At 68.7% G+C, this 19066-nt stretch carries 17 protein-coding genes and 1 tRNA gene; 12 read left to right on the plus strand and 6 right to left on the minus strand.

The window, feature by feature from the left end; translation table 11 throughout:
• Window positions 1–98: 98 nt before the first annotated feature.
• The gene (locus JWQ05_RS07105) at window positions 99–1253 is read left to right on the plus strand and encodes a dimethylmenaquinone methyltransferase (protein WP_299656700.1); all 1155 of its coding nucleotides are present in this window, start codon (window positions 99–101) and stop codon (window positions 1251–1253) included.
• Window positions 1254–1280: 27 nt separating this feature from the next.
• Window positions 1281–2195, plus strand: a complete 915-nt coding sequence (locus JWQ05_RS07110) for an alpha/beta hydrolase (RefSeq protein WP_299656703.1) — start codon at window positions 1281–1283, stop codon at window positions 2193–2195.
• Window positions 2196–2325: 130 nt separating this feature from the next.
• Here the strand turns inward: JWQ05_RS07110 and JWQ05_RS07115 are convergent, their stop codons facing one another.
• The 3 genes from JWQ05_RS07115 to JWQ05_RS07125 all read right to left on the minus strand — a co-directional run bounded on the left by JWQ05_RS07115 (window position 2326) and on the right by JWQ05_RS07125 (window position 4539).
• On the minus strand, window positions 2326–2838 hold the full coding sequence (locus tag JWQ05_RS07115; protein ID WP_299656752.1) for a winged helix DNA-binding protein: 513 nt from the start codon (window positions 2836–2838) through the stop codon (window positions 2326–2328).
• Between the two features lie 164 nt (window positions 2839–3002).
• Window positions 3003–3470: a DUF6163 family protein gene (locus JWQ05_RS07120; protein ID WP_299656707.1), complete on the minus strand. Its 468-nt coding sequence runs from the start codon at window positions 3468–3470 to the stop codon at window positions 3003–3005.
• Between the two features lie 13 nt (window positions 3471–3483).
• Entirely contained in the window at window positions 3484–4539 is a 1056-nt protein-coding gene (locus JWQ05_RS07125; RefSeq protein WP_299656710.1) for an enoyl-CoA hydratase/isomerase family protein, read from the minus strand.
• A gap of 231 nt (window positions 4540–4770) precedes the next feature.
• On the opposite strand from JWQ05_RS07125, the gene hemB reads away from it, so the two are divergent.
• From hemB to JWQ05_RS07145, 4 genes are all read left to right on the plus strand, one after another.
• On the plus strand, window positions 4771–5829 hold the full coding sequence (gene hemB, locus JWQ05_RS07130) for a porphobilinogen synthase (RefSeq protein ID WP_299656713.1): 1059 nt from the start codon (window positions 4771–4773) through the stop codon (window positions 5827–5829).
• Between the two features lie 24 nt (window positions 5830–5853).
• Window positions 5854–6234, plus strand: coding sequence for a hypothetical protein (locus JWQ05_RS07135; protein WP_299656716.1), 381 nt, complete (start codon window positions 5854–5856; stop codon window positions 6232–6234).
• A 120-nt stretch (window positions 6235–6354) separates the two neighbouring features.
• On the plus strand, window positions 6355–6843 hold the full coding sequence (locus tag JWQ05_RS07140; RefSeq protein ID WP_299656719.1) for an RDD family protein: 489 nt from the start codon (window positions 6355–6357) through the stop codon (window positions 6841–6843).
• Window positions 6844–7004: 161 nt separating this feature from the next.
• Window positions 7005–7751: an arginyltransferase gene (locus JWQ05_RS07145; RefSeq protein ID WP_299656722.1), complete on the plus strand. Its 747-nt coding sequence runs from the start codon at window positions 7005–7007 to the stop codon at window positions 7749–7751.
• A 19-nt stretch (window positions 7752–7770) separates the two neighbouring features.
• Here the strand turns inward: JWQ05_RS07145 and JWQ05_RS07150 are convergent, their stop codons facing one another.
• A complete protein-coding gene (locus JWQ05_RS07150) occupies window positions 7771–9912 on the minus strand; it encodes a TonB-dependent siderophore receptor (RefSeq protein WP_299656725.1) in 2142 nt (713 codons plus the stop codon).
• A 367-nt stretch (window positions 9913–10279) separates the two neighbouring features.
• On the opposite strand from JWQ05_RS07150, the gene purB reads away from it, so the two are divergent.
• The 5 genes from purB to JWQ05_RS07175 all read left to right on the plus strand — a co-directional run bounded on the left by purB (window position 10280) and on the right by JWQ05_RS07175 (window position 16167).
• A complete protein-coding gene (gene purB / locus JWQ05_RS07155; RefSeq protein ID WP_299656727.1) occupies window positions 10280–11587 on the plus strand; it encodes an adenylosuccinate lyase in 1308 nt (435 codons plus the stop codon).
• A gap of 64 nt (window positions 11588–11651) precedes the next feature.
• A complete protein-coding gene (locus JWQ05_RS07160; RefSeq protein WP_299656729.1) occupies window positions 11652–12512 on the plus strand; it encodes a D-amino-acid transaminase in 861 nt (286 codons plus the stop codon).
• A 109-nt stretch (window positions 12513–12621) separates the two neighbouring features.
• Window positions 12622–12954 (plus strand): hypothetical protein, encoded by a 333-nt coding sequence (locus JWQ05_RS07165; RefSeq protein ID WP_299656732.1) that lies wholly within the window; start codon window positions 12622–12624, stop codon window positions 12952–12954.
• 143 nt (window positions 12955–13097) lie between these two features.
• Window positions 13098–14390: an adenylosuccinate synthase gene (locus JWQ05_RS07170; RefSeq protein WP_299656735.1), complete on the plus strand. Its 1293-nt coding sequence runs from the start codon at window positions 13098–13100 to the stop codon at window positions 14388–14390.
• Window positions 14391–14550: 160 nt separating this feature from the next.
• Window positions 14551–16167, plus strand: coding sequence for a histidine kinase (locus JWQ05_RS07175; RefSeq protein WP_299656739.1), 1617 nt, complete (start codon window positions 14551–14553; stop codon window positions 16165–16167).
• A gap of 112 nt (window positions 16168–16279) precedes the next feature.
• Here JWQ05_RS07175 and rpoH read toward each other — a convergent pair whose 3' ends face one another.
• Both rpoH and JWQ05_RS07185 read right to left on the minus strand, forming a co-directional pair.
• Window positions 16280–17170, minus strand: a complete 891-nt coding sequence (gene rpoH / locus JWQ05_RS07180; protein WP_299656741.1) for an RNA polymerase sigma factor RpoH — start codon at window positions 17168–17170, stop codon at window positions 16280–16282.
• 236 nt (window positions 17171–17406) lie between these two features.
• The gene (locus JWQ05_RS07185) at window positions 17407–18402 is read right to left on the minus strand and encodes an RluA family pseudouridine synthase (RefSeq protein ID WP_299656743.1); all 996 of its coding nucleotides are present in this window, start codon (window positions 18400–18402) and stop codon (window positions 17407–17409) included.
• 166 nt (window positions 18403–18568) lie between these two features.
• Here JWQ05_RS07185 and JWQ05_RS07190 point away from each other — a divergent pair.
• Window positions 18569–18643, plus strand: a tRNA-Glu gene (locus JWQ05_RS07190).
• The last annotated feature ends 423 nt before the right edge of the window (window positions 18644–19066 follow it).

Consider the following 19066-nt stretch of genomic DNA (forward strand, 5'->3'; position numbering starts at 1 on the left):
TCGCCGCCGCCGTCCGTCTGCCGCATAAGGGCTGCCAGGACAGAACAGCCGGGACGGCCGCAGGCTCGGCCTTCCGTTTCGCCCGAGGACCGATTCCCGTGAACGTCACCCAGATCACCCACCACGACCTCGACGGCTACGGCGCCTCCACGGTGGTCGGCCAGTTCGCCGACGTGTCGCGGATCGTGCACGTGCCGCGCTATTCCGATGTCGGCCCGGTGGTCGAGGCCGAGCTGAAGCGCCTCGGCAAGGTGAGCGTGCCCGAGATGATCGTCATGACCGATCTCGGTCTGGAGGCGGTCGCCGTCAGCTTCATCCGGAGCTTTGCCGCCCTGAATCGCCGCCGCGACGAGGCGACCCGCCACCGCCTGATCGTGCTCGACCACCACGCCTCCTCGGTGGACCAGCTCCGCGAGCAGAAGCTGGAGCCGCACCCCCTCCCCGAAGCGCCGGGCGTGCAGCGCTTCGACCTTGATGACCCGAACATCGTCGTGCTCATCGACGAGAGCCACTGCGCCACCCGCATGGCCTACGAGCACCGGTCCCTCTACGCCACGCGTGCGGCCGGGGAGGACCCGATCCTCGGCGCCCTGGTGACGGCGGTGGACGCGGTCGACCTCTGGCGCAAGGACCGTCCGGAATTCCGCGCGGGCGCGAGCCTCGACGAGATCTTCTGGGACAACGTCTCGAACCTCGTCCCCATCGGCCACCCCTGGCACGACCGCTTCGTGAGCGACCTGCTGCTCGGCGTGGCGCGCCTGCTCGGCGACGGGGCGACCCCGGCCATGATCGAGGGGCAGGTGGGCGCCCTGCGCACGGCCATCGTCGACCGCTACCTCGCCGACGATGCCGGCGACGACCGCACCCTCACCACTCGCATGCGGATCGCCCGCGTGCTCGCCCGCTCGGATCTCTTCCACCCGCTTTCCGACGGCACGCTGATGTCCTTCGGCCTCGATTCGGGCACCTTCCAGCGCGTCTCCGACCTGATCATGGAGGGCGGGCGGGCCACCCGCGTCCTCAATGTGCAGCGGGCGGGCTCGATGTCGTTCCGCTCCAACAACGAGACCGCCCTCGATGGCGCCCGGCGGTTCCGGGGCGGCGGCCACAAGGACGCGGCCGGGGGCAAGCTCACCAGCGGCACCGCCTTCTCGCTCGCGGATGCCATGGCGCAGGTGGAGCCGGTGCTGAACCCGCCCGCTCCCGACCCGGCGGCGAGCCCCTTCGCCGCCCTGAAGAACTGGAAGGGCTGAGGCGTCCGTGGCGTGGACCGGCTGGTCATGAATCTGGTCGAGCGGGGCCCGAGCCCGTTCCTGCCCGGCTTCACCCTGGCCGACATCGCGCTACCGGGCGTCACCTTGCGCGCGGCCCTGTCGCCGGGCGGCGACCGGTTGCCGGTGCTGCTCCTGCACGGGCATCCCCAGACCCACGCCACCTGGCATGCGGTGGGCCCACGCCTCGTGGAGGCCGGGCACCCGGTGGTGGCGGCGGACCTGCGCGGCTACGGCGATTCCGACCGCCCGCCGTCAGCCGACGACCATGCGCCCTACGCCAAGCGCGCCATGGCGGCCGACATGGTGGCGCTGATGCAATCGCTCGGCCACGCGCGCTTCGCCGTGGTCGGGCACGATCGCGGCGGACGGGTGGCGCACCGCATGGCCCTCGACCACCCGGAGGCCGTCGATCGCCTCGCCGTCCTCGACATCGCGCCGACCCTGACGATGTACGCGCGCACCGACCGTGCGTTCGCCACCCGGTACTTCTGGTGGTTCTTCCTGATCCAGCCGGCGCCCTTGCCGGAGCGCATGATCGGCGCCGATCCGGAGGCCTACCTGCGCCACCACCTCGCCGGCCAGAGCCGGACGCCAGGGGTGCCGAGCGAGGCCATGATCCGGGAATACCTGCGCTGCTACCGGATGCCGGGCGGCATCCACGCGATCTGCGAGGATTACCGGGCCGCCGCCGGGATCGACCTCGACCACGACCGGGCCGACGACGCGGCGGGCCGGCGGGTCACCGCCCCGCTCCTCGCCCTCTGGGGCGGCCTCGGCACCGTGGGCGCCCTCTACGACGTGGCCGAGACCTGGCGCGAGAAGGCCGATCGGGTCACCGGCCACGCCCTCCCCTGCGGCCACCTCCTGCAGGAGGAGGCGCCCGACGCCGTGCTGGCGCATCTGCTGCCGTTCCTTGCCTGAAAACGCGAAGAGCCGGACGGCATCGCTGCCGACCGACTCTTCGTTTCGATGAGGTCCAGGATCAGAGCCGGGTAGCGGATTGGATCGGTCCGGACTTGTGCCACTCACAAGGAAGTCGAGCGCTCCGCCCTCAGAGCCGGTAGCGGATCTGGTCGGTCCAGAAGCGCTCGAGGCGGCTCAGCGCCACGTTGAGGCGTCCGAAATCGTCGTCCGAGATGCCGCCGATCGGCTGGATGGTGCGGGCGTGCTTGTCGTAGAGCGTCTGGATGATGTCGTGGATCTGGCGGCCCTTGTCGGTGAGGCTGATGCGCACCGAGCGGCGATCGGTCTTCGAACGGGCGTGGTGGAGGTAGCCGGCCTCGACGAGCTTCTTGACGTTGTAGGAGACGTTCGAGCCGAGATAGTAGCCCTTGGTGCGCAGCTCGCTCGCGGTCAGCTCCTTGTCGCCGATGTTGTAGAGGAGCAGCGCCTGGACGCTGTTCACGTCCTCGCGCTCGCGGCGCTCGAACTCGTCCTTGATGACGTCGAGGAGGCGCCGGTGCAGGCGCTCCACGAGGTGCAGGGCTTCGAGATACGAGCCGTGCGCCGGGGCGGTCTCGGGGGCAGTGTTGGTTTCGATAACCTTGGCAGCCTGGGACTTCATCATGCGCCTCGTCAGGTCTCTGTGCTGTGGGGCCGGTGTTCTTCGCCACCGCTCTTGAAGCCAACCTAGGAGCCGCGAATGAAAGACGGTTTAAGCGATAGGATGAATTTGCGATTTACCTCTATGGGTAAATGCAAGATGAAGCGATCGGCGTAACGCCCCGTTTACCGGATTTCCCGGGCCGCCAGGTAAGACAAGATAAAATACAACGCAATAATTCCGCCCTGTATTGCCAGGTGCGGCACCGACATCGGCAGCAGTTGCGGTGTCAGGACTGCCAGGGTGAGCGCGCTCGTGGCGGCGAGCAGCCAGAGCACCCCGCCCCAGGCGCTGGTCAGCCAGAGGCCCACCGCCGCCATCGCGTCGATCACCGCGAAATAGACGATGACGCTCTGGCGCCCGATCGGCTCCGACTCGAATGGCCGGGCGCCCGGCAGCACGTCGAGAATGCTGGCCCAGGTGCCCACCGCCTTGGCCAGCCAGAACAGGGCGGCAAGGCGCATGAACCAGACCAGCACCACGTCCCATCCGGTCTGCGGCACCTGAGGGGACCGTTCGATCCGGTCGGCCCCGCCCTCGTTGCCACGGCCCCGGACCTCGCGGGGCCCCCCCACCTTCGTCAATCCGCGCATCGGGCGGCTCTCCTCATCGGTCGAATCGCGGTTCGGGCACCGCACTCGGTGCGAAGGCGGCAGCGATCGCGTGCGCGTCGACGGCCTCCAGGGTGGCGGGTTTCCAGGCCGGCGCGCCGTCCTTGTCGATGACGGCGGCGCGCACGCCCTCGAAGAAATCGTGGCCGCGCATCAGGGCGCTCGCCATGCGGTACTCGGTGAGCATCGCCTCGGCAAAGGTCATCCGCCCGCCCCGGCGCATCTGCTCGCGCACCAGGACGAGGCTGGTGGGCGAGCGCGTGCGCATCAGCGCGGCCGTCTCGGCGCCGAAGGGCGAGGCGTCCGCGTCGAGGCGCGCCAGGATTTCCGCCACCGTCCCGGCGGCAAAGCATGTGTCGATCACATCGCGGTGCGCGACCAGCACGCCCGGCTCCGGCACCGGCCGCGCATGTGCGGCGAGCACCGCGTCGACCGCCTCACCCGTACCGAGAGCCTCCACGATGGCGTCGAAATCGGCGGCCGCCGCGTGGTGGGTGGCGAGCCCCACGGCATGCGCGTCGCCCGGCCCGATGCGGGCGCCGGTCAACGCGAGGTAGGTGCCCGTCAGCCCCGGCAGGCGCGGCAGGACGTGGGTCATACCGACATCAGGAAACAGGCCGATCCCGACCTCCGGCATCGCGAAGCTGTAGGTGTCCGACGAGACCCGATGGCTGCCATGGACCGAGATGCCGTTGCCGCCACCCATGACGAGGCCCTCGATCAGGCTGATCACGGGCTTTGCGAAGTGCTTCACGGTGGCGTCGAGCCGGTACTCGCTGCGCCAGAACGCATCCACCGCCGCGTGATCGCCAGCTTGCGCGAGGGCGTAGACCTGCCGGATGTCGCCTCCGGCGCAGAAGGCGCGCCCGCCCCGGCCGCGCAGGACGATGCGGGTCACCGCGTCGTCGCCGGCCCAGGCGTCGAGTTGCGCCTGCATCGCCTGGAGCATCGCCAGGGTCAGGGCGTTGAGCGCGCGCGGCCGGTTCAGCGTCACGAGGCCGACGGCTCCACGCCGCTCGAACAGGATCTCCGCTTCGCCCGTCTCCGCCATCGTCGCTCCCAATCGGATCGCCCGCTTAGACGAGGTTTTGGCCGGCGGCGTCAATCGGTGGGCCGCAGGGGGAACTGGCGCAGCCGGGCTTGGCGCAGCCGGAACGCGCAACGCGTGGAGGGCGGACATCCCTGCGTCCGCATCACGGGTTTCGAAGGGTTTTGCGGATGTGTTAGGCCCGTTCCGCCCGGACCGGACGGTTCGGGCCGAACACCATCGAGTCCGAGCACGATGACGAACGAACCCGCGACCCCGCGTCCCCTCGCCGTCGAGACCGCGCAGGAATCGGCCCGCCCGGCGGGGCTCAGCATCACCCAGCGCCCGCGCCGCAACCGCAAGGCCGAGTGGTCGCGCCGCCTCGTGCGCGAGCATACCCTCACGGTCGACGACTTGATCTGGCCGCTCTTCGTCATCGAGGGCTCGGGACGCCGCGAGCCCATCGCGTCGATGCCGGGGGTCGAGCGCCTCAGCGTCGACGAGGTGGTGCGCGACGCCGAACGGGCGGCGCGCCTCGGCATCCCGGCGATCTCGTTCTTTCCCTATACCGAGCCGGCCCTGCGTGACCCCACCGGCTCCGAGTCCCTGAACCGCGAAAACCTCGTCTGCCGGGCGGTGCGGGCGGTGAAGAAGGCGGTGCCCGAACTCGGCCTGATGACCGACGTCGCCCTCGACCCCTATACCAGCCACGGCCATGACGGCCTGCTGCAAGACGGTGCGATCCTCAACGACGAGACGGTCGCGCTCCTCGTGGAGCAGAGCCTGATCCAGGCGGAGGCCGGCACCGACATCATCGCCCCCTCCGACATGATGGATGGGCGGGTCGGCGCGATCCGGGCCGGCCTCGACCGGGCGGGGTTTCGCGACGTGCAGATCATGGCCTACGCGGCCAAGTACGCGAGCGCGTTCTACGGCCCGTTCCGCGACGCCATCGGCACGCAGGCGGCGCTCGTGGGCGACAAGCGCACCTACCAGATGGACCCGGGCAATTCCGACGAGGCCATGCGCGAGGTCGCCCTCGACATCGCCGAGGGCGCCGATTCCGTGATGGTCAAGCCCGGTCTGCCCTATCTCGACATCATCCGCCGGGTGAAGGACGAGTTCGCGGTGCCGACCTTCGCCTACCAGGTGTCGGGCGAGTACGCGATGATCGAGGCCGCCGCCCGCAACGGCTGGCTCGACGGCGACCGGGCCATGGTCGAGAGCCTGCTCGCCTTCAAGCGCGCTGGCGCGGACGGCGTGCTGACCTACTATGCGCTCCGGGTCGCCGAGCGGCTGCGCGGAGGCGTGTGAGGTTCCTCGCGTGAGGTTTCCTGCGTGAGGTTTAGCGCCACCGCGCTCGGGCTGGTCGCGCTTTTGGGACTTGCCGCCTGCGAGAGTTCGGTGGACCGCCAGCGGGCCGCGATCTGCCGGCGCGTCGTGCCGGCCTTGGCACCGCCGGATACCAGCCTCAAGCTGCTGCGTGTGGCGACCGGCGCGACCTACGACGAGGTTCGGGTCGATTACGCGGTATCGGGCCGGCCCGGACAGGCGGCGCGCCAGCGCTGGGTCGCCTGCGGATTCGGTCCCGGGGCCGAGCTCCTGAGTCTTGCCACGGAGGGCGGCCCGGTCAACGGCGCCAGCCTCTACCTGCTGCGCCACTACTACCTCGATACGCCGGAGGCCGCCGCCGCCGATCCCGGCGCCGGGACCCGCTGAGGCACACCGCGCGGAGATAGGTTCCTCGTTGCCGGATCTTGAGTCCGGTGCGGTGCAAACCCATGTCTCGACGCGGAATGCAGCCGCTCCATCCCGCGAGCGCCGCTCAGGAGCGCCACCATGCGCGAGACCCAAAGCCCCTACGCCGAGCGCGTCCAGACCGGCTACGCCCCCCAGTTTCCCGTGCCCTACGTGCGCGGCAGCCTCGGCGCCCGCTTCGTCGCCTATCTCCTCGACATCCTGTTCATCTTCGGATTCACGGCGCTCCTGACCCTGGTGATCACCGTGATCGGCGCGCTGACCTTCGGCCTCGGCTGGACGCTGTTCGCGATCCTCCCCGCCAGCGGCATCCTCTACAGCGCGCTGACCGTGGGGGGCGCCGGCCAGGGTACCTGGGGTATGCGGATGATGGGCCTGCGCGTCGTGGCGCCCGAGAGCGGCGCCCGGGTCGACTACCTCACGGCGGCGATCCATGCGCTCCTGTTCTACGTGGCGGTGGCCTCGGCCTTCGTGCTCTGGGCCCTCGATGTTGGCATCGGCCTCGTGCGTGCCGATCGCCGCCTCGGCCATGACCTCATCCTCGGCCTCGCCGTGGTGCGCGCCACCTGAGATCCCGCGACGCCAAAGGCGGTTCGGGCGAAGGGACCGGGAAGGTTTCGCACGAAATCGTCGCGGGTGCCCTGCGGGGTGTTGAGCCGGCCCGCGTTGCGGATACACTCAAGTCTTGGGGCGCGCCTTTCGCAATCCCCGCGCGGCGAGCGACGGACAGCGTGACGAGCCATTCCCGTGACACCCCGCAATTCTACCTGACGGCGCCCTCCGCCTGCCCCTACCTGCCGGGGCAGGAGGAACGGAAGGTCTTCACCCACCTCGTGGGCCGCCGGGCCCGGGACCTCAACGAGATCCTGACGCAGGGTGGCTTTCGCCGGTCGCAGACCATCGCCTATCGGCCGGCCTGCGAATCCTGCCGCGCCTGCATCTCGGTGCGGGTGGTGGTGGCCGACTTCCTTCCCTCGGGCAGCCAGCGCCGCATCCTGCAGCGCAACGCGGACCTCGTCGGCAATCCGGAGCCTAACCGCCCTGCCTCCGAGCAATACGCCCTGTTTCGGCGCTACCTCGACGCCCGCCATGGCGATGGCGGCATGGTCGACATGACTGTGCTCGACTACGCCATGATGATCGAGGACAGTCACGTGGACACCCACCTCGTGGCCTATCGCCGACGGGGCCCCGACACGGCGATCAACGGGCGCGGCACCGGGCCGACCGTCGCGCTCTGCCTCACCGACGTGCTCTCCGACGGCTTGTCGATGGTCTACTCGTTCTACGATCCGGCCGAGGCGCACCGCTCGCTCGGCACCTACATGATCCTCGACCATATCCGCCGCGCGGCCGATCTCGGCCTGCCCTACCTCTACCTCGGCTACTGGGTCGAGGGCTCGCGCAAGATGGACTACAAGGCCCGCTTCACTCCGCAGGAGCGCCTGATGGGACCGGGCTGGCAGCGGGTGGAGTAGGCTCCACCCGCTCGCGATATCAGAACTTCGCGATGATCTGCGCCCGGATGGTGCGGGGCGCGCCGGGCGTGATGTTCTGGTTGTTGTCGGCCGTGTAGATGTAGCGCCGGTCGAACAGGTTCTCGATGTTCACCTGGGCCCGCACGGATTCGGAGATGTTGTAGAACAACCCGAGGTCGAAGCGGGTGTAGCCCGGCAGCCGCACGGTGTCGTCGGAGGTGGCGAAGGTGTGGGTCTGGTGGATCACGCCGATGCCGATGCCGAGCTGCGGGGTGATGTCGAACTTGTTCCAGAGCGAGACGCTGTTGAACGGCACCAGCCCGACGGTGTTGCCCCTCACGATGGTCGCCGAGGTGTTGCTCTCGATGCGGGCATCGGTGAAGGCGTAGCCGCCGGCGACCTGCCACCAGTCGGTGACGTAGCCGTTGGCCCCGATCTCGGCGCCCTGCGTGTTGGTCTTGCCCGACAGGATGAAGAAGCCGGCATTGTTCGGGTCGGCCAGCCGCTGGTTGGTGCGGTCGAGGTTGTAGAGGGCGCCTGTGACCTGGAAGGTCGGGGTGACGTCGTACTTCACGCCGACCTCGAGGTTCTGGAAACCCTCCGGCTTGGCGATGGCGAGACCCGGCGAGAAGGTGCCGATCTGGTCGCCCGAGGACGGCAGGTAGGACACGCTGTAGCTGCCGTAGAAGGCGAGGTTCGCCAGGGGCTTGATGACCAGGCCGGCGCGCGGCGAGACGAGGTTGTCGACCCGCGCGTTGACGAGGCCCGTGGCACGGCCCTGCGAAGAGAAGTCGAAGTAGTCGTAGCGCAGGCCGCCGACGATCTGGACGTACTCGTTGAGATCGATCTGGTCCTGGGCGTAGGCCGCGGCCAGGCCGAGATCGTAGCGGAAGTTGGCGTCGGTGGTTCCGTTGTTTCGGAACGTCACGGGCGCGCGGGTGAGCGGCGCCATCGGGTTGACCACCACGCTGGTGACGAGACTGTTGCCGGTGTTGAAGAAGGCGGTCTGCCGGAAGGCGAGGCCCTCCTGGTAGCCGAGCTCGAAGCCGGCGAGCAGGGTGTGCTTCACGTCGCCGGTGAGGAATTTATACGTGAAGTCGTTCTGGCTGAAGTAGTTGGTCCGATCGGTCTCGTTGCGGTAGCCGGAGATCGCCACCTGCGTGCCGGCCGCGTTGACGGGCGCGTTCGGCAGGGTGTTGGCGTAGAAGCGGTTGTAGTCGGCAAAGCGCAGCTGGTTGCGCATCTGCACGCCCGACTCGAAGGTGTGGTCGAGGGTGGCGGTGGCGATGTTGGCGTCCACCCGCGTGGTGTTCACGTCCGGATTGCCGAAGAACGTCCGGATGTTGTTCCTGTAGTTGTAGGGCCGGCCGTTCTGCGAGGGTATCCCGCGATCGGGGAAGCGGTCGTCGTGGAAGAACTCGTAGGAGAGCTTCAGCGTGGTGGCCGGTCCGAGCAGGAACGTCATCGTCGGATTGATGCCGTAACGCTGCAGCTCCCCGAACTGGCGGTAGGTCTGGCTGTCCTCGAACACCCCGTTGAGGCGGAAGAACACGCTGTCGCTGATTCGGTCGCCCAAATCGACGGCCACGCGCTTCTGGTTGAACTGACCGAATCCCGTCACGATCTGGCGCACGCGCAGGCCGTCCGCCTCCTTGAGGACGCGGTTGATCACGCCGCCGCCGCCGCCGCGCCCGAAGATGAGCGAATCGGGACCTTTGAGCACCTCGATACGCTCGATGTTGTAGAGGTCGCGAAAGTACTGGACGTCGTCGCGCACGCCGTTGACGAAGAAGTCCGCGTTGGTCTTCTGGCCCCGGATGACGACCTCGTCGCGGTTGCTCTCGCCCTGAGCCGGGATCACGCCGGGCACATAGCGAAGCTGGTCCGTGAGGTTCTGGAAGTTCTGGTCCCGAACCTGCTCCTGGCTGATGACCGTGATCGATTGCGGCGTGTCGAGGAGCGGCGTGTCGGTCTTCGTGGCGCTGCGGGTCGCCCGGGTCAGGTAGCCGACCGTGTTCCCGCGCACGCCCTCGACGCTGAGCTGATCGAGCGTGACCGCCGTGCCCTCCGGCAGCACCGCCGGCTGGGCCTGCGCACCCGCCGTCAGGGCGGTGCCGCACATCAGAAGCGCGGAGATCTTGAAGGTCGTTTGCGTGCCCATCGCCTTGCCCACCCGACGTCGCGTCGTATCGTGTTGTCCTTGCGCCTGTTCCGTTCAGATCGGACGCGGTTTTGCCCGTCTAAGCGGAAGCGCGTTTCGAGCAAGCGGGCGGACAATTCAATCCTGAGCTATGTTTTGTATTGGTTCTAAGAACGGCTAGAACCTTGGTGGCAACATCCTCAGATCTTTCGGCAATGTTGTTGCCGGTTTTATGTCTGGAACTCTTCCAGGCTATGCTGTTCCGGTTCCGGGTGTCACCGGAATGCAACGGTCCGGACGGGCGCCTGCGCCGCCTTGCGTTGAGCGCTTCGCCCGCGCGTGCTAGGCGCCCGCTACCCTGTCCCGACGCGTTGATCCGAGGCGCCGCATGATCCCCCGTTACAGCCGCCCCGAGATGACCGCGATCTGGTCCCCCGAAACGCGCTTCCGGATCTGGTTCGAGATCGAGGCGCACGCCACCACGGCGCTCGCCGAACTCGGCGTCGTCCCGAAGGAAGCCGCAGAGACGATCTGGGCGAAGGGCCGCGACGCGGTCTTCGACGTGGCGCGCATCGACGCCATCGAGGCCGTGACCAAGCACGACGTCATCGCGTTCCTGACCCATCTGGCCGAGATCGTCGGGCCCGACGCGCGCTTCGTCCACCAGGGCATGACCTCCTCCGACGTCCTCGACACCTGCCTCAACGTGCAGCTCGTGCGCGCCGCCGACCTGCTGATCAAGGACGTCGACGCCCTGCTCGCCGCGATCAAGCGCCGGGCCTTCGAGCACAAGCTGACCCCGACCATCGGCCGCTCGCACGGCATCCACGCCGAGCCCGTCACCTTCGGCCTGAAGCTGGCGCAGGCCTATGCGGAGTTCGAGCGCAACCGCGCCCGCCTCGTCGCCGCGCGAGAGGAGATCGCCACCTGCGCCATCTCCGGCGCGGTCGGCACCTTCGCCAACATCGACCCGCGCGTGGAGGAATACGTCGCGAAAGCCATGGGCCTGACGCCCGAGCCCGTCTCGACGCAGGTGATCCCGCGCGACCGCCACGCCATGTTCTTCGCGATCCTGGGCGTCGTCGCCAGTTCCGTGGAGCGCCTCTCCATCGAGGTGCGCCACCTCCAGCGCACGGAGGTGCTGGAGGCCGAGGAGTTCTTCTCCGAGGGGCAGAAGGGCTCCTCGGCCATGCCGCACAAGCGCAACCCCGTGCTCACCGAGAACCTCACGGGTCTCGCCCGCATGGTGCGCTCCTACGCGCTGCCCGCCATGGAGAACGTGGCGCTGTGGCACGAGCGGGACATCTCGCATTCCTCCGTGGAGCGCATGATCGGCCCCGACGCCACCGTCACCCTCGACTTCGCGCTGGGCCGCCTCACCGGCGTCATCGACAAGCTGCTGATCTACCCCGAGACCATGCGGCGCAACCTCGACAAGCTCGGCGGCCTCGTCCACTCGCAGCGCGTGCTGCTGGCCCTGACCCAGGCCGGCGTCTCGCGCGAGGATGCCTACCGCCTCGTCCAGCGCAACGCGATGCCGGTCTGGCGTGGCGAGGGGGACTTCCTGGCGCTCCTCAAGGCCGACGCCGACGTGATCGCCGCGCTCACTCCACAGCAGATCGAGGAATGCTTCGACCTCGGCTACCACTTCAAGCACGTGGACACGATCTTTTCGCGCGTGTTCGGGGCCTCCTGAGCCCCGCCGCGCACGGTTCCTGCGTCCCGCCGTCGAGATGCCCGTCGAGAAAGAGGTAAGCCCCGTGTCCCAAGCCCGCATCGTCTATCTCAACGGCGACTTCCTGCCCTTCGCCGAGGCGCGCGTGCCGATCATGGACCGGGGCTTCCTCTTCGCCGACGGGATCTACGAGGTCTCGGCGGTGCTCGACGGGCGCCTCGTGGACAACGAGGCGCATCTCGCCCGCCTCGACCGGTCGCTGGGCGAGATCGACATCCGCAACCCCCACTCCCTTTCCGAGTGGGTGGCGCTGCAGACCGACCTCGTCGCGCGCAACGGCCTATCCGAGGGGCTGGTCTACATGCAGGTGACGCGCGGCGTGTACGAGCGTGACTTCGCCTATCCGCCGGCCGACACGGCGCCCACCGTGATGATGTTCACGCAGGCCAAGGCCGTCGCCAAGAACCCGCTGGCCGAGAGCGGCGCCAAGGTCATCACCGTGCCGGACCTGCGCTGGAAGCGCCGGGACATCAAGTCGGTGGCCCTGCTCGCCCAGGTGCTGGCGAAGCAACAGGCCGCCGCCGCGGGGGTCGCCGAGGCCTGGATGGTCGAGGACGACGCGGTGACGGAGGGCTCGTCTTCCACCGCGTTCATCATCACCAAGGGGGGCACGCTGGTCACCCGCCCGCTTTCCACCGCCCTCCTGCCCGGCATCACCCGGCAGGCGGTCTTGCGTCTGGCCGCCGAGACGGGCCTGACCCTGGAGGAGCGCCTGTTCGGCGTCGCCGAGGCGAAGGATGCCGCGGAAGCCTTCTACACCAGCGCCTCCGCCTTCGTGATGCCGGTGGTGGCCATCGACGGGCACGTCGTCGGCGAGGGGCGTCCCGGCGCGCACACCCGGCGCCTGCGCGAACTCTACCTCGGCATGGCCCGCGAGAGCGTCTGAGCGCCGCCCGCGCGGGCACGCGCCGCGGAAGGACCATCGTCCCAACAGAGGAACGGTTCGGCGCCGGGCCTGTTCTCCCTCGAACCCTACAACCGGGACAGGAGACTTCATGCGCGCCATCCTCACCCTCGCCGTCGGCCTCACCCTCGTGGCGGGGTCGGCCCTCGCGCAGTCGCCCGACGCGCCCTTGAAGGGCCGGGACAGCGATCCGGCCCTGCCGCCGCCGAACCAAACCATCCCCGACAAGATCCGCCCGTCCGACGGTTCCGCCGACAAGGGCACCTTGAGCGACAAGCTCGAGAAGAGCGACGGCGTGATCAAGCCGCCGGGCAATACGGCCCCCGGGATGGTGGTGACGCCGCCCGAGACGAATACGGGGTCGATGCCGGTGATCAAGCCCGGCGACCTGCCCGGTCGCGAGCCCGGGACAGAGGCGCGCTGAGCCTCGTCCCGGCCCGTTCGGGGGCCGGCCGAGCCCCTTGCTTGATTTCCGCGCACGGATCGCGGAAAGACCCGTGACAGCAGAGCGGTCCGCCCGACAGGTCGGGCTGCTTTCGCGCGGGTTACGGCACAGGTTTCAGGTGAATGGCAAACGTCGTCGTCGTAGGCGCCCAGTGGGGTGACGAAGGCAAGGGCAAGATCGTCGATTGGCTCTCCGAGCAGGCCGACGTGGTGGTCCGCTTCCAGGGCGGCCACAACGCCGGCCACACGCTGGTCATCGACGGCGTCACCTACAAGCTGGCGCTGCTGCCCTCGGGCGTGGTACGCGGCGGCAAGCTCTCGGTGATCGGCAACGGCGTGGTGGTCGATCCCTGGCATCTCGTGGACGAGATCGCCCGCCTCCAGGCGCAGGGCGTCGAGATCTCCCCCCGCACCCTGCGGATCGCCGACAACGCCACCCTGATCCTGCCGCTCCACCGCGAGCTCGACCATTTCCGCGAGACCTCGAATGCGGGTCTCAAGATCGGCACCACCAAGCGCGGCATCGGCCCGGCCTACGAGGACAAGGTCGGCCGGCGCGCCATCCGGGTGGTCGACCTCGCCGACGAGACCACGCTGGAAGCTAAGATCGAGCGGGTGCTGACCCACCACAATGCGCTCCGCCGGGGCCTCGGCATCGCCGAGGTGGATGCCGGCGCGCTGCTTTCCGAACTGAAGGCGATCGCCCCCACCATCCTGCCCTTCGCCGAGCCCGTTTGGAAGCTCCTCGATGACGAGCGCCGCGCGGGCAAGCGCATCCTGTTCGAGGGCGCCCAAGGGGCGCTCCTCGACGTCGATCACGGCACCTACCCGTTCGTGACCTCCTCCAACATCGTCGCCGCCCAGGCCGCCACGGGCTCCGGCATGGGCCCGTCCGCCATCGGCTACGTGCTCGGCATCGCCAAGGCCTACACCACCCGCGTCGGCGAAGGCCCCTTCCCCACCGAACTCTTCGACGAGATCGGCGAGCTGATCGGCGCCAAGGGCCGCGAGTTCGGCGTCAACACCGGGCGCAAGCGCCGCTGCGGCTGGTTCGACGCGGTGCTGGTGCGCCAGACCGTGCGGACCTCCGGCATCGACGGCATCGCGTTGACCAAGCTCGACATCCTCGACGGCTTCGAGACCATCAAGGTCTGCACCGGCTACCGCCTCGACGGCCAGGTGCTCGATCACCTGCCCGCCAACCAGGCGGCCCAGGCCAAGGTCGAGCCGATCTACGAGATCATCGAGGGATGGGCCGGCACCACGGCGGGCGCCCGCTCCTGGGCCGACCTGCCGGCGCAGGCGATCAAGTACGTGCGCCGCATCGAGGAATTGATCGGTGCGCCCGTCGCCCTGCTCTCGACGTCCCCCGAGCGGAACGACACCATCCTCATGCACAACCCCTTTGAGGACTGAGGCGGTTTCACGCTTGCCGGGGATGAGGCCGCGTGAGGATGATGCGGCCGCGTCCACGACGCCCGTGCGGCGGCCGCCGTGTCGCGCGGTGCGCCGCTCTCGGGGATTGCGGGACGGAGCGGCCAGCCAGCCGCCGGGACAAGGGCGGACCTGAGGCACGATGGCCGACTATTACCCACTGCTGGCACGGGCGCTCGACGCGATGCCGGACCGCTCGCCCGCCCTGCGCGAGGCGGTCTACGCGCGCGCGCGCGGCGCGCTGATCGGACAGCTGCGCTCCCTCGATCCCCCGCTGTCGGAAGACGACATCGACCTGGAGCGAAACGCCCTCGAGGCCGCGATCCAGCGTCTCGAGCAGGACCACGGCGCGCCCGCGGCACCTGCGCCGACACCGCCGGAGCCCGAGCCGTTCGTGCCGAGCCCGGCGAACGACGTCGCGGATCTGCCCGAGCCGAGCCGCCCCGAACCTGCGGCTGCCGAACTGGTCGCGACCGAGCCGCCGGTGGCCGACGCGCACCTTCCCGAGCCGAATGCTCCTGAGGAGCCGCAACCTTCCGAGTCGCAAGCTTTCCAGCCGGACGCCTCCGAGCAGAAACGGCCAGGCGCGAGCCTGCCCAAGGCGACGCTCCCGCCCACCCCGGTCGCCGGTCCCGATGTCGGGGCGGTGCCCGTGCCTCCCGCGGCCGCGCCCTTGCCCTTCCAGGCCGCGCCCTTGCCTCCCGAGGCGCCGCCGCCGCTGCCCCCCGAAGTCCAGGCCCCGCCGGAGCCTATCGCGCCTGCGGTCCGCATCCAGGCTCGCAAAGGCAAGTCCCCGCCCTTCGTGGCCCCGGCGACGCCTGAGGCGGCCGATCCATCCATCGACGCGCCCGGGGCCTCCGCAGAGCCGTCGGTCCTCGACGGGAACGGCCAGCGCCAGCGCCCGCGCATCGAGGTGGTCACGCCGCGCGCGGGACGTTCGCGCCTGCTTCGCAACCTCTTGGTCGGCAGCATCCTCCTCGTCGTCATCGGCCTGATCGCCGTTGCGGCCTTCCTCCTGCGCGACAAGCCCGCCGACCTCCAGCCGGTCGCATCCGAGATCCAGGAGAATGCCCAGGACGGGGCGGAGTCGAAATTCGCCGACCGGGTCGGGGGCGAGGCCGCACCCACGGAACGCCAGGCGCAGGCCCGGCGTCCCACGGCTCCGGCGACGCCTTCGCCGGTCTCGCCGCAGAACGAGACCGATCTCGCCATCGCGCAGCGGGCGATGCTCTACGAGGAGAAGACCAGCGCGACCTCGAACACTCCGCCGAACGCCACCCAGGGCCGGGTGGTCTGGCGCCTCGACACGGTGCCGGGTGAGCAGGGGCAACCCCTGGAGACGGTGGTCCGCGCCAAGGCCGATTTCCCCGATGCCGGCTTCTCCCTGGCGATGACCCTGCGCCGGAACCTCGACGCCTCCCTGCCGGCCTCGCATACCATCGAGCTGGTCTTCACGGAGACCGGGCCGAACGCCGCCCAGCACGCCGTGCAGGATATCGGCCTGCTTCAGGGCAAGGACGAGGAAGGCGCGCGCGGCTCGCCGGTCGCGGGCCTGCCGGTTCGCGTGCGCGAGAACCTGTTCCTCATCGGATTGTCTTCGCTGCCGAACGACATCGAGCGCAACACCGACATCCTGCTGCGCAAGAACTGGTTCGACGTGACCTTGAAGTTCAATTCGGGCCTGCGCGGGATCGTCGCCTTCGAAAAGGGCGGGGCCGGGACTCAGGTGCTTCAGAAGGCCTTCGACCAGTGGCGTTGAGGCCGTTCGCGTTGAAGTAGGGGGCGCACCAGCAGCGCCGATCGCAAACGAAAAGGCCCTCGGGACAATCCCGAGGGCCTTTTTTGTGACGCTCCCGAGGGAGGCATGGCGATCAGGCGTGAGCCTCGACGCGCGGGGCCTCGCGGGTCGCGAGGTTGCGCTTGACCGCCTCCTGGATCTTCTCGAAGGCCCGGACCTCGATCTGGCGAACGCGCTCGCGGGAGACACCGAATTCGCCGGAAAGATCCTCCAGCGTGATCGGATCGTCCGACAGGCGGCGCGCCTCGAAGATCCGGCGCTCGCGCGGGTTCAGGACCGAGAGGGCGTCGCGCAGGGCCGAGAGGCGGTTCTGCCCCTCCTGCTCGCGGGCGAGCACCGTCTCCTGGCTCGGGCTGTTGTCCACGAGCCAGTCCTGCCATTCGCCCTCGCCCTCTTCGCGCAAGGGCGCGTTGAGCGAGGTGTCGCCGGACAGGCGCCGGTTCATGTCGATCACCTCCTGCTGGGGCACGCCCAGCTTGATGGCGATCTGCGCGACCTGATCCGGCTTGAGGTCGCCCTCGTCGAGCGCCGAGATGCGGCCCTTGGCCTTGCGCAGGTTGAAGAACAGCTTCTTCTGGTTGGCGGTGGTGCCCATCTTCACGAGAGACCACGAGCGCAGGATGTATTCCTGGATCGCCGCCTTGATCCACCACATCGCGTAGGTGGCGAGCCGGAAGCCCTTGTCGGGCTCGAAGCGCTTGACCGCCTGCATCAGCCCGACATTGCCCTCGGAAACGACTTCGCCGATGGGCAAGCCGTAGCCGCGATAGCCCATGGCGATCTTGGCCACGAGGCGTAGGTGGGACGTGACGAGGCGGTGGGCCGCACCGCGGTCGCCCTTCTCGCGCCAGTCTTTCGCGAGCGTGAACTCTTCGTTCGGCTCGAGCATCGGAAACTTGCGGATCTCATCGAGGTAGCGCGAAAGGCCACCTTCGGTGGCGAGCACTGGCAATGCGCCGGCCATATGATTACCTCCTGGTGAAGACCCCCGATGGGCGGTCCGAAGCGAACCGCCGCTCTCCTGAGCCGGCCGTCCGATCCCCCTGTCTTACAGGAAAATCGATGGGCTCGGAAAGGCGACGCGCAGCACGAAGTTCTCGTCAACGCGCGGGGTCCGGCTTGTGATCAGTCATGTCACGAAAAGCCGCAGCCCGCCGTGTCCTGGCGCACGCTCGCGCCGGCTTGACTGTGGCGGCCCTGTTACGGTCCGGCCTTCAGGTGCGCGATCAACGCGGTCATCTCCGGCGGTAGCGGACTCTCGAAATGCAGCGTCTCCCCGGTGCGCGGATGCGCGAAGCCGAGCACGCTTGCGTGGAGCGCCTGGCGGCCGAGATCAAGGAGCGCCGCGCGTGACGCCTCCGACAGCCGGCTTGCCTTGGTCTTGAACGCGCCGCCATAGACCGCGTCGCCCAAAAGCGGGTGGCCGCGATGGCTGAGATGCACCCGGATCTGGTGCGTGCGCCCCGTCTCCAGCACACAGCGGACGAGGGAGACCGTCCCCTCCGCTCCCAGCGCCGCCTCGACCCGGTAATGCGTGATCGCGTGGCGTCCGGCCTCGCCGCGCACCACAGCGATCTTTTCCCGGTTGCGCTGGCTGCGCGCGAGGTTGGCCTCGATCGTGCCGAAGCGCGGTTCCGGCACGCCCCAGACCAGGGCGAGATAGGCCCGCTCCAGCGGCCCCGTGCGGCCATGATCGGCGAATTGCGCGGTCAGGCCCGCATGGGCCAGATCGTTCTTGGCCACCACGAGCAGCCCGCTGGTGTCCTTGTCGAGCCGGTGGACGATGCCGGGCCGGCGCACCCCACCGATGCCGGACAGGCTGGCGCCGCAATGGGCGATCAGGCCGTTCACCAGGGTACCGGAATCGTGGCCCGGCGCCGGATGCACCACGAGGCCCGCCGGCTTGTCGATGACGATGAGGTCGTCGTCCTCGTAGACGATGACGAGGTCGAGGGTTTGCGCCACCGGCTCCGGCGCCACCGCCTCCGGTACGGTCACGGCGAGTTCGGCCCCCGGCCCGACCTTCACGGACGGGTCGAGGCTGACGGTGCCGTTCCAGCGCACGTGTCCCGCACGGACGAGATCCTGGAGGCGCGAGCGCGAAACATCGGGAAAGGCGCGAGCCAGGGCCCGGTCCAGGCGCTCGGGCGTCGCGTCCTCGCCGAGGGTCGCGCTATGGTCTTCCGTTACCTGCAAGGCAAGGTCCTTCAATTTCCGAATGTCGGTCGGGTCAAAAACGTCGCTCGGGCGACGATGGCGCCATTTCGGGTCTTGTGGCGCCGCGCGACCCTCGCTATACGATCGCCCATCGGCCGGGAAGCACGGATCGCCTCAGCGATCACCGAACGCGTCCCGCCGTTCCGCGCCCATCGTCTAGCGGTTAGGACAGGTCCCTCTCACGGATCAGACCGGGGTTCGATTCCCCGTGGGCGCGCCAACAGTTTTTTCCTGACCTTTGCATCTCCGTATGATCCGCTGCTGACAGGCACGCACGTCGTGCATGCGCGGTTGTTCGCGCGCAAAGCCGGCGCGTCGGCGGGATGCCGATTCGCTGCGTATTCGCACATGGACCGTGCGAAGCCCACAACCAGCGATGTTGCGCCGCACGCGACAGCCTTCGTTGAACGGGCTCACATATTTTCGATCTTTTCTTGGAATACCAACAATTGCGTTGCGACGCGCAATGGAAATAGTTTGCGTAGTCGTAGCCGGGACTTGCGTAGTCTGAATGGCGCGTTAAAGATCTCATCTCCGCCAGAAGATTTCGCGTCTAACCTATTCGACAGGGTGACAGCCATGTCCAACGTGATTCGCGTGAAACCGACCCATGACGGCACCTACACGGTCTATCGAGGCGACG

Origin of the sequence: Methylobacterium sp. (assembly GCF_028290105.1) — a bacterium.
Taxonomy (GTDB): domain Bacteria; phylum Pseudomonadota; class Alphaproteobacteria; order Rhizobiales; family Beijerinckiaceae; genus Methylobacterium.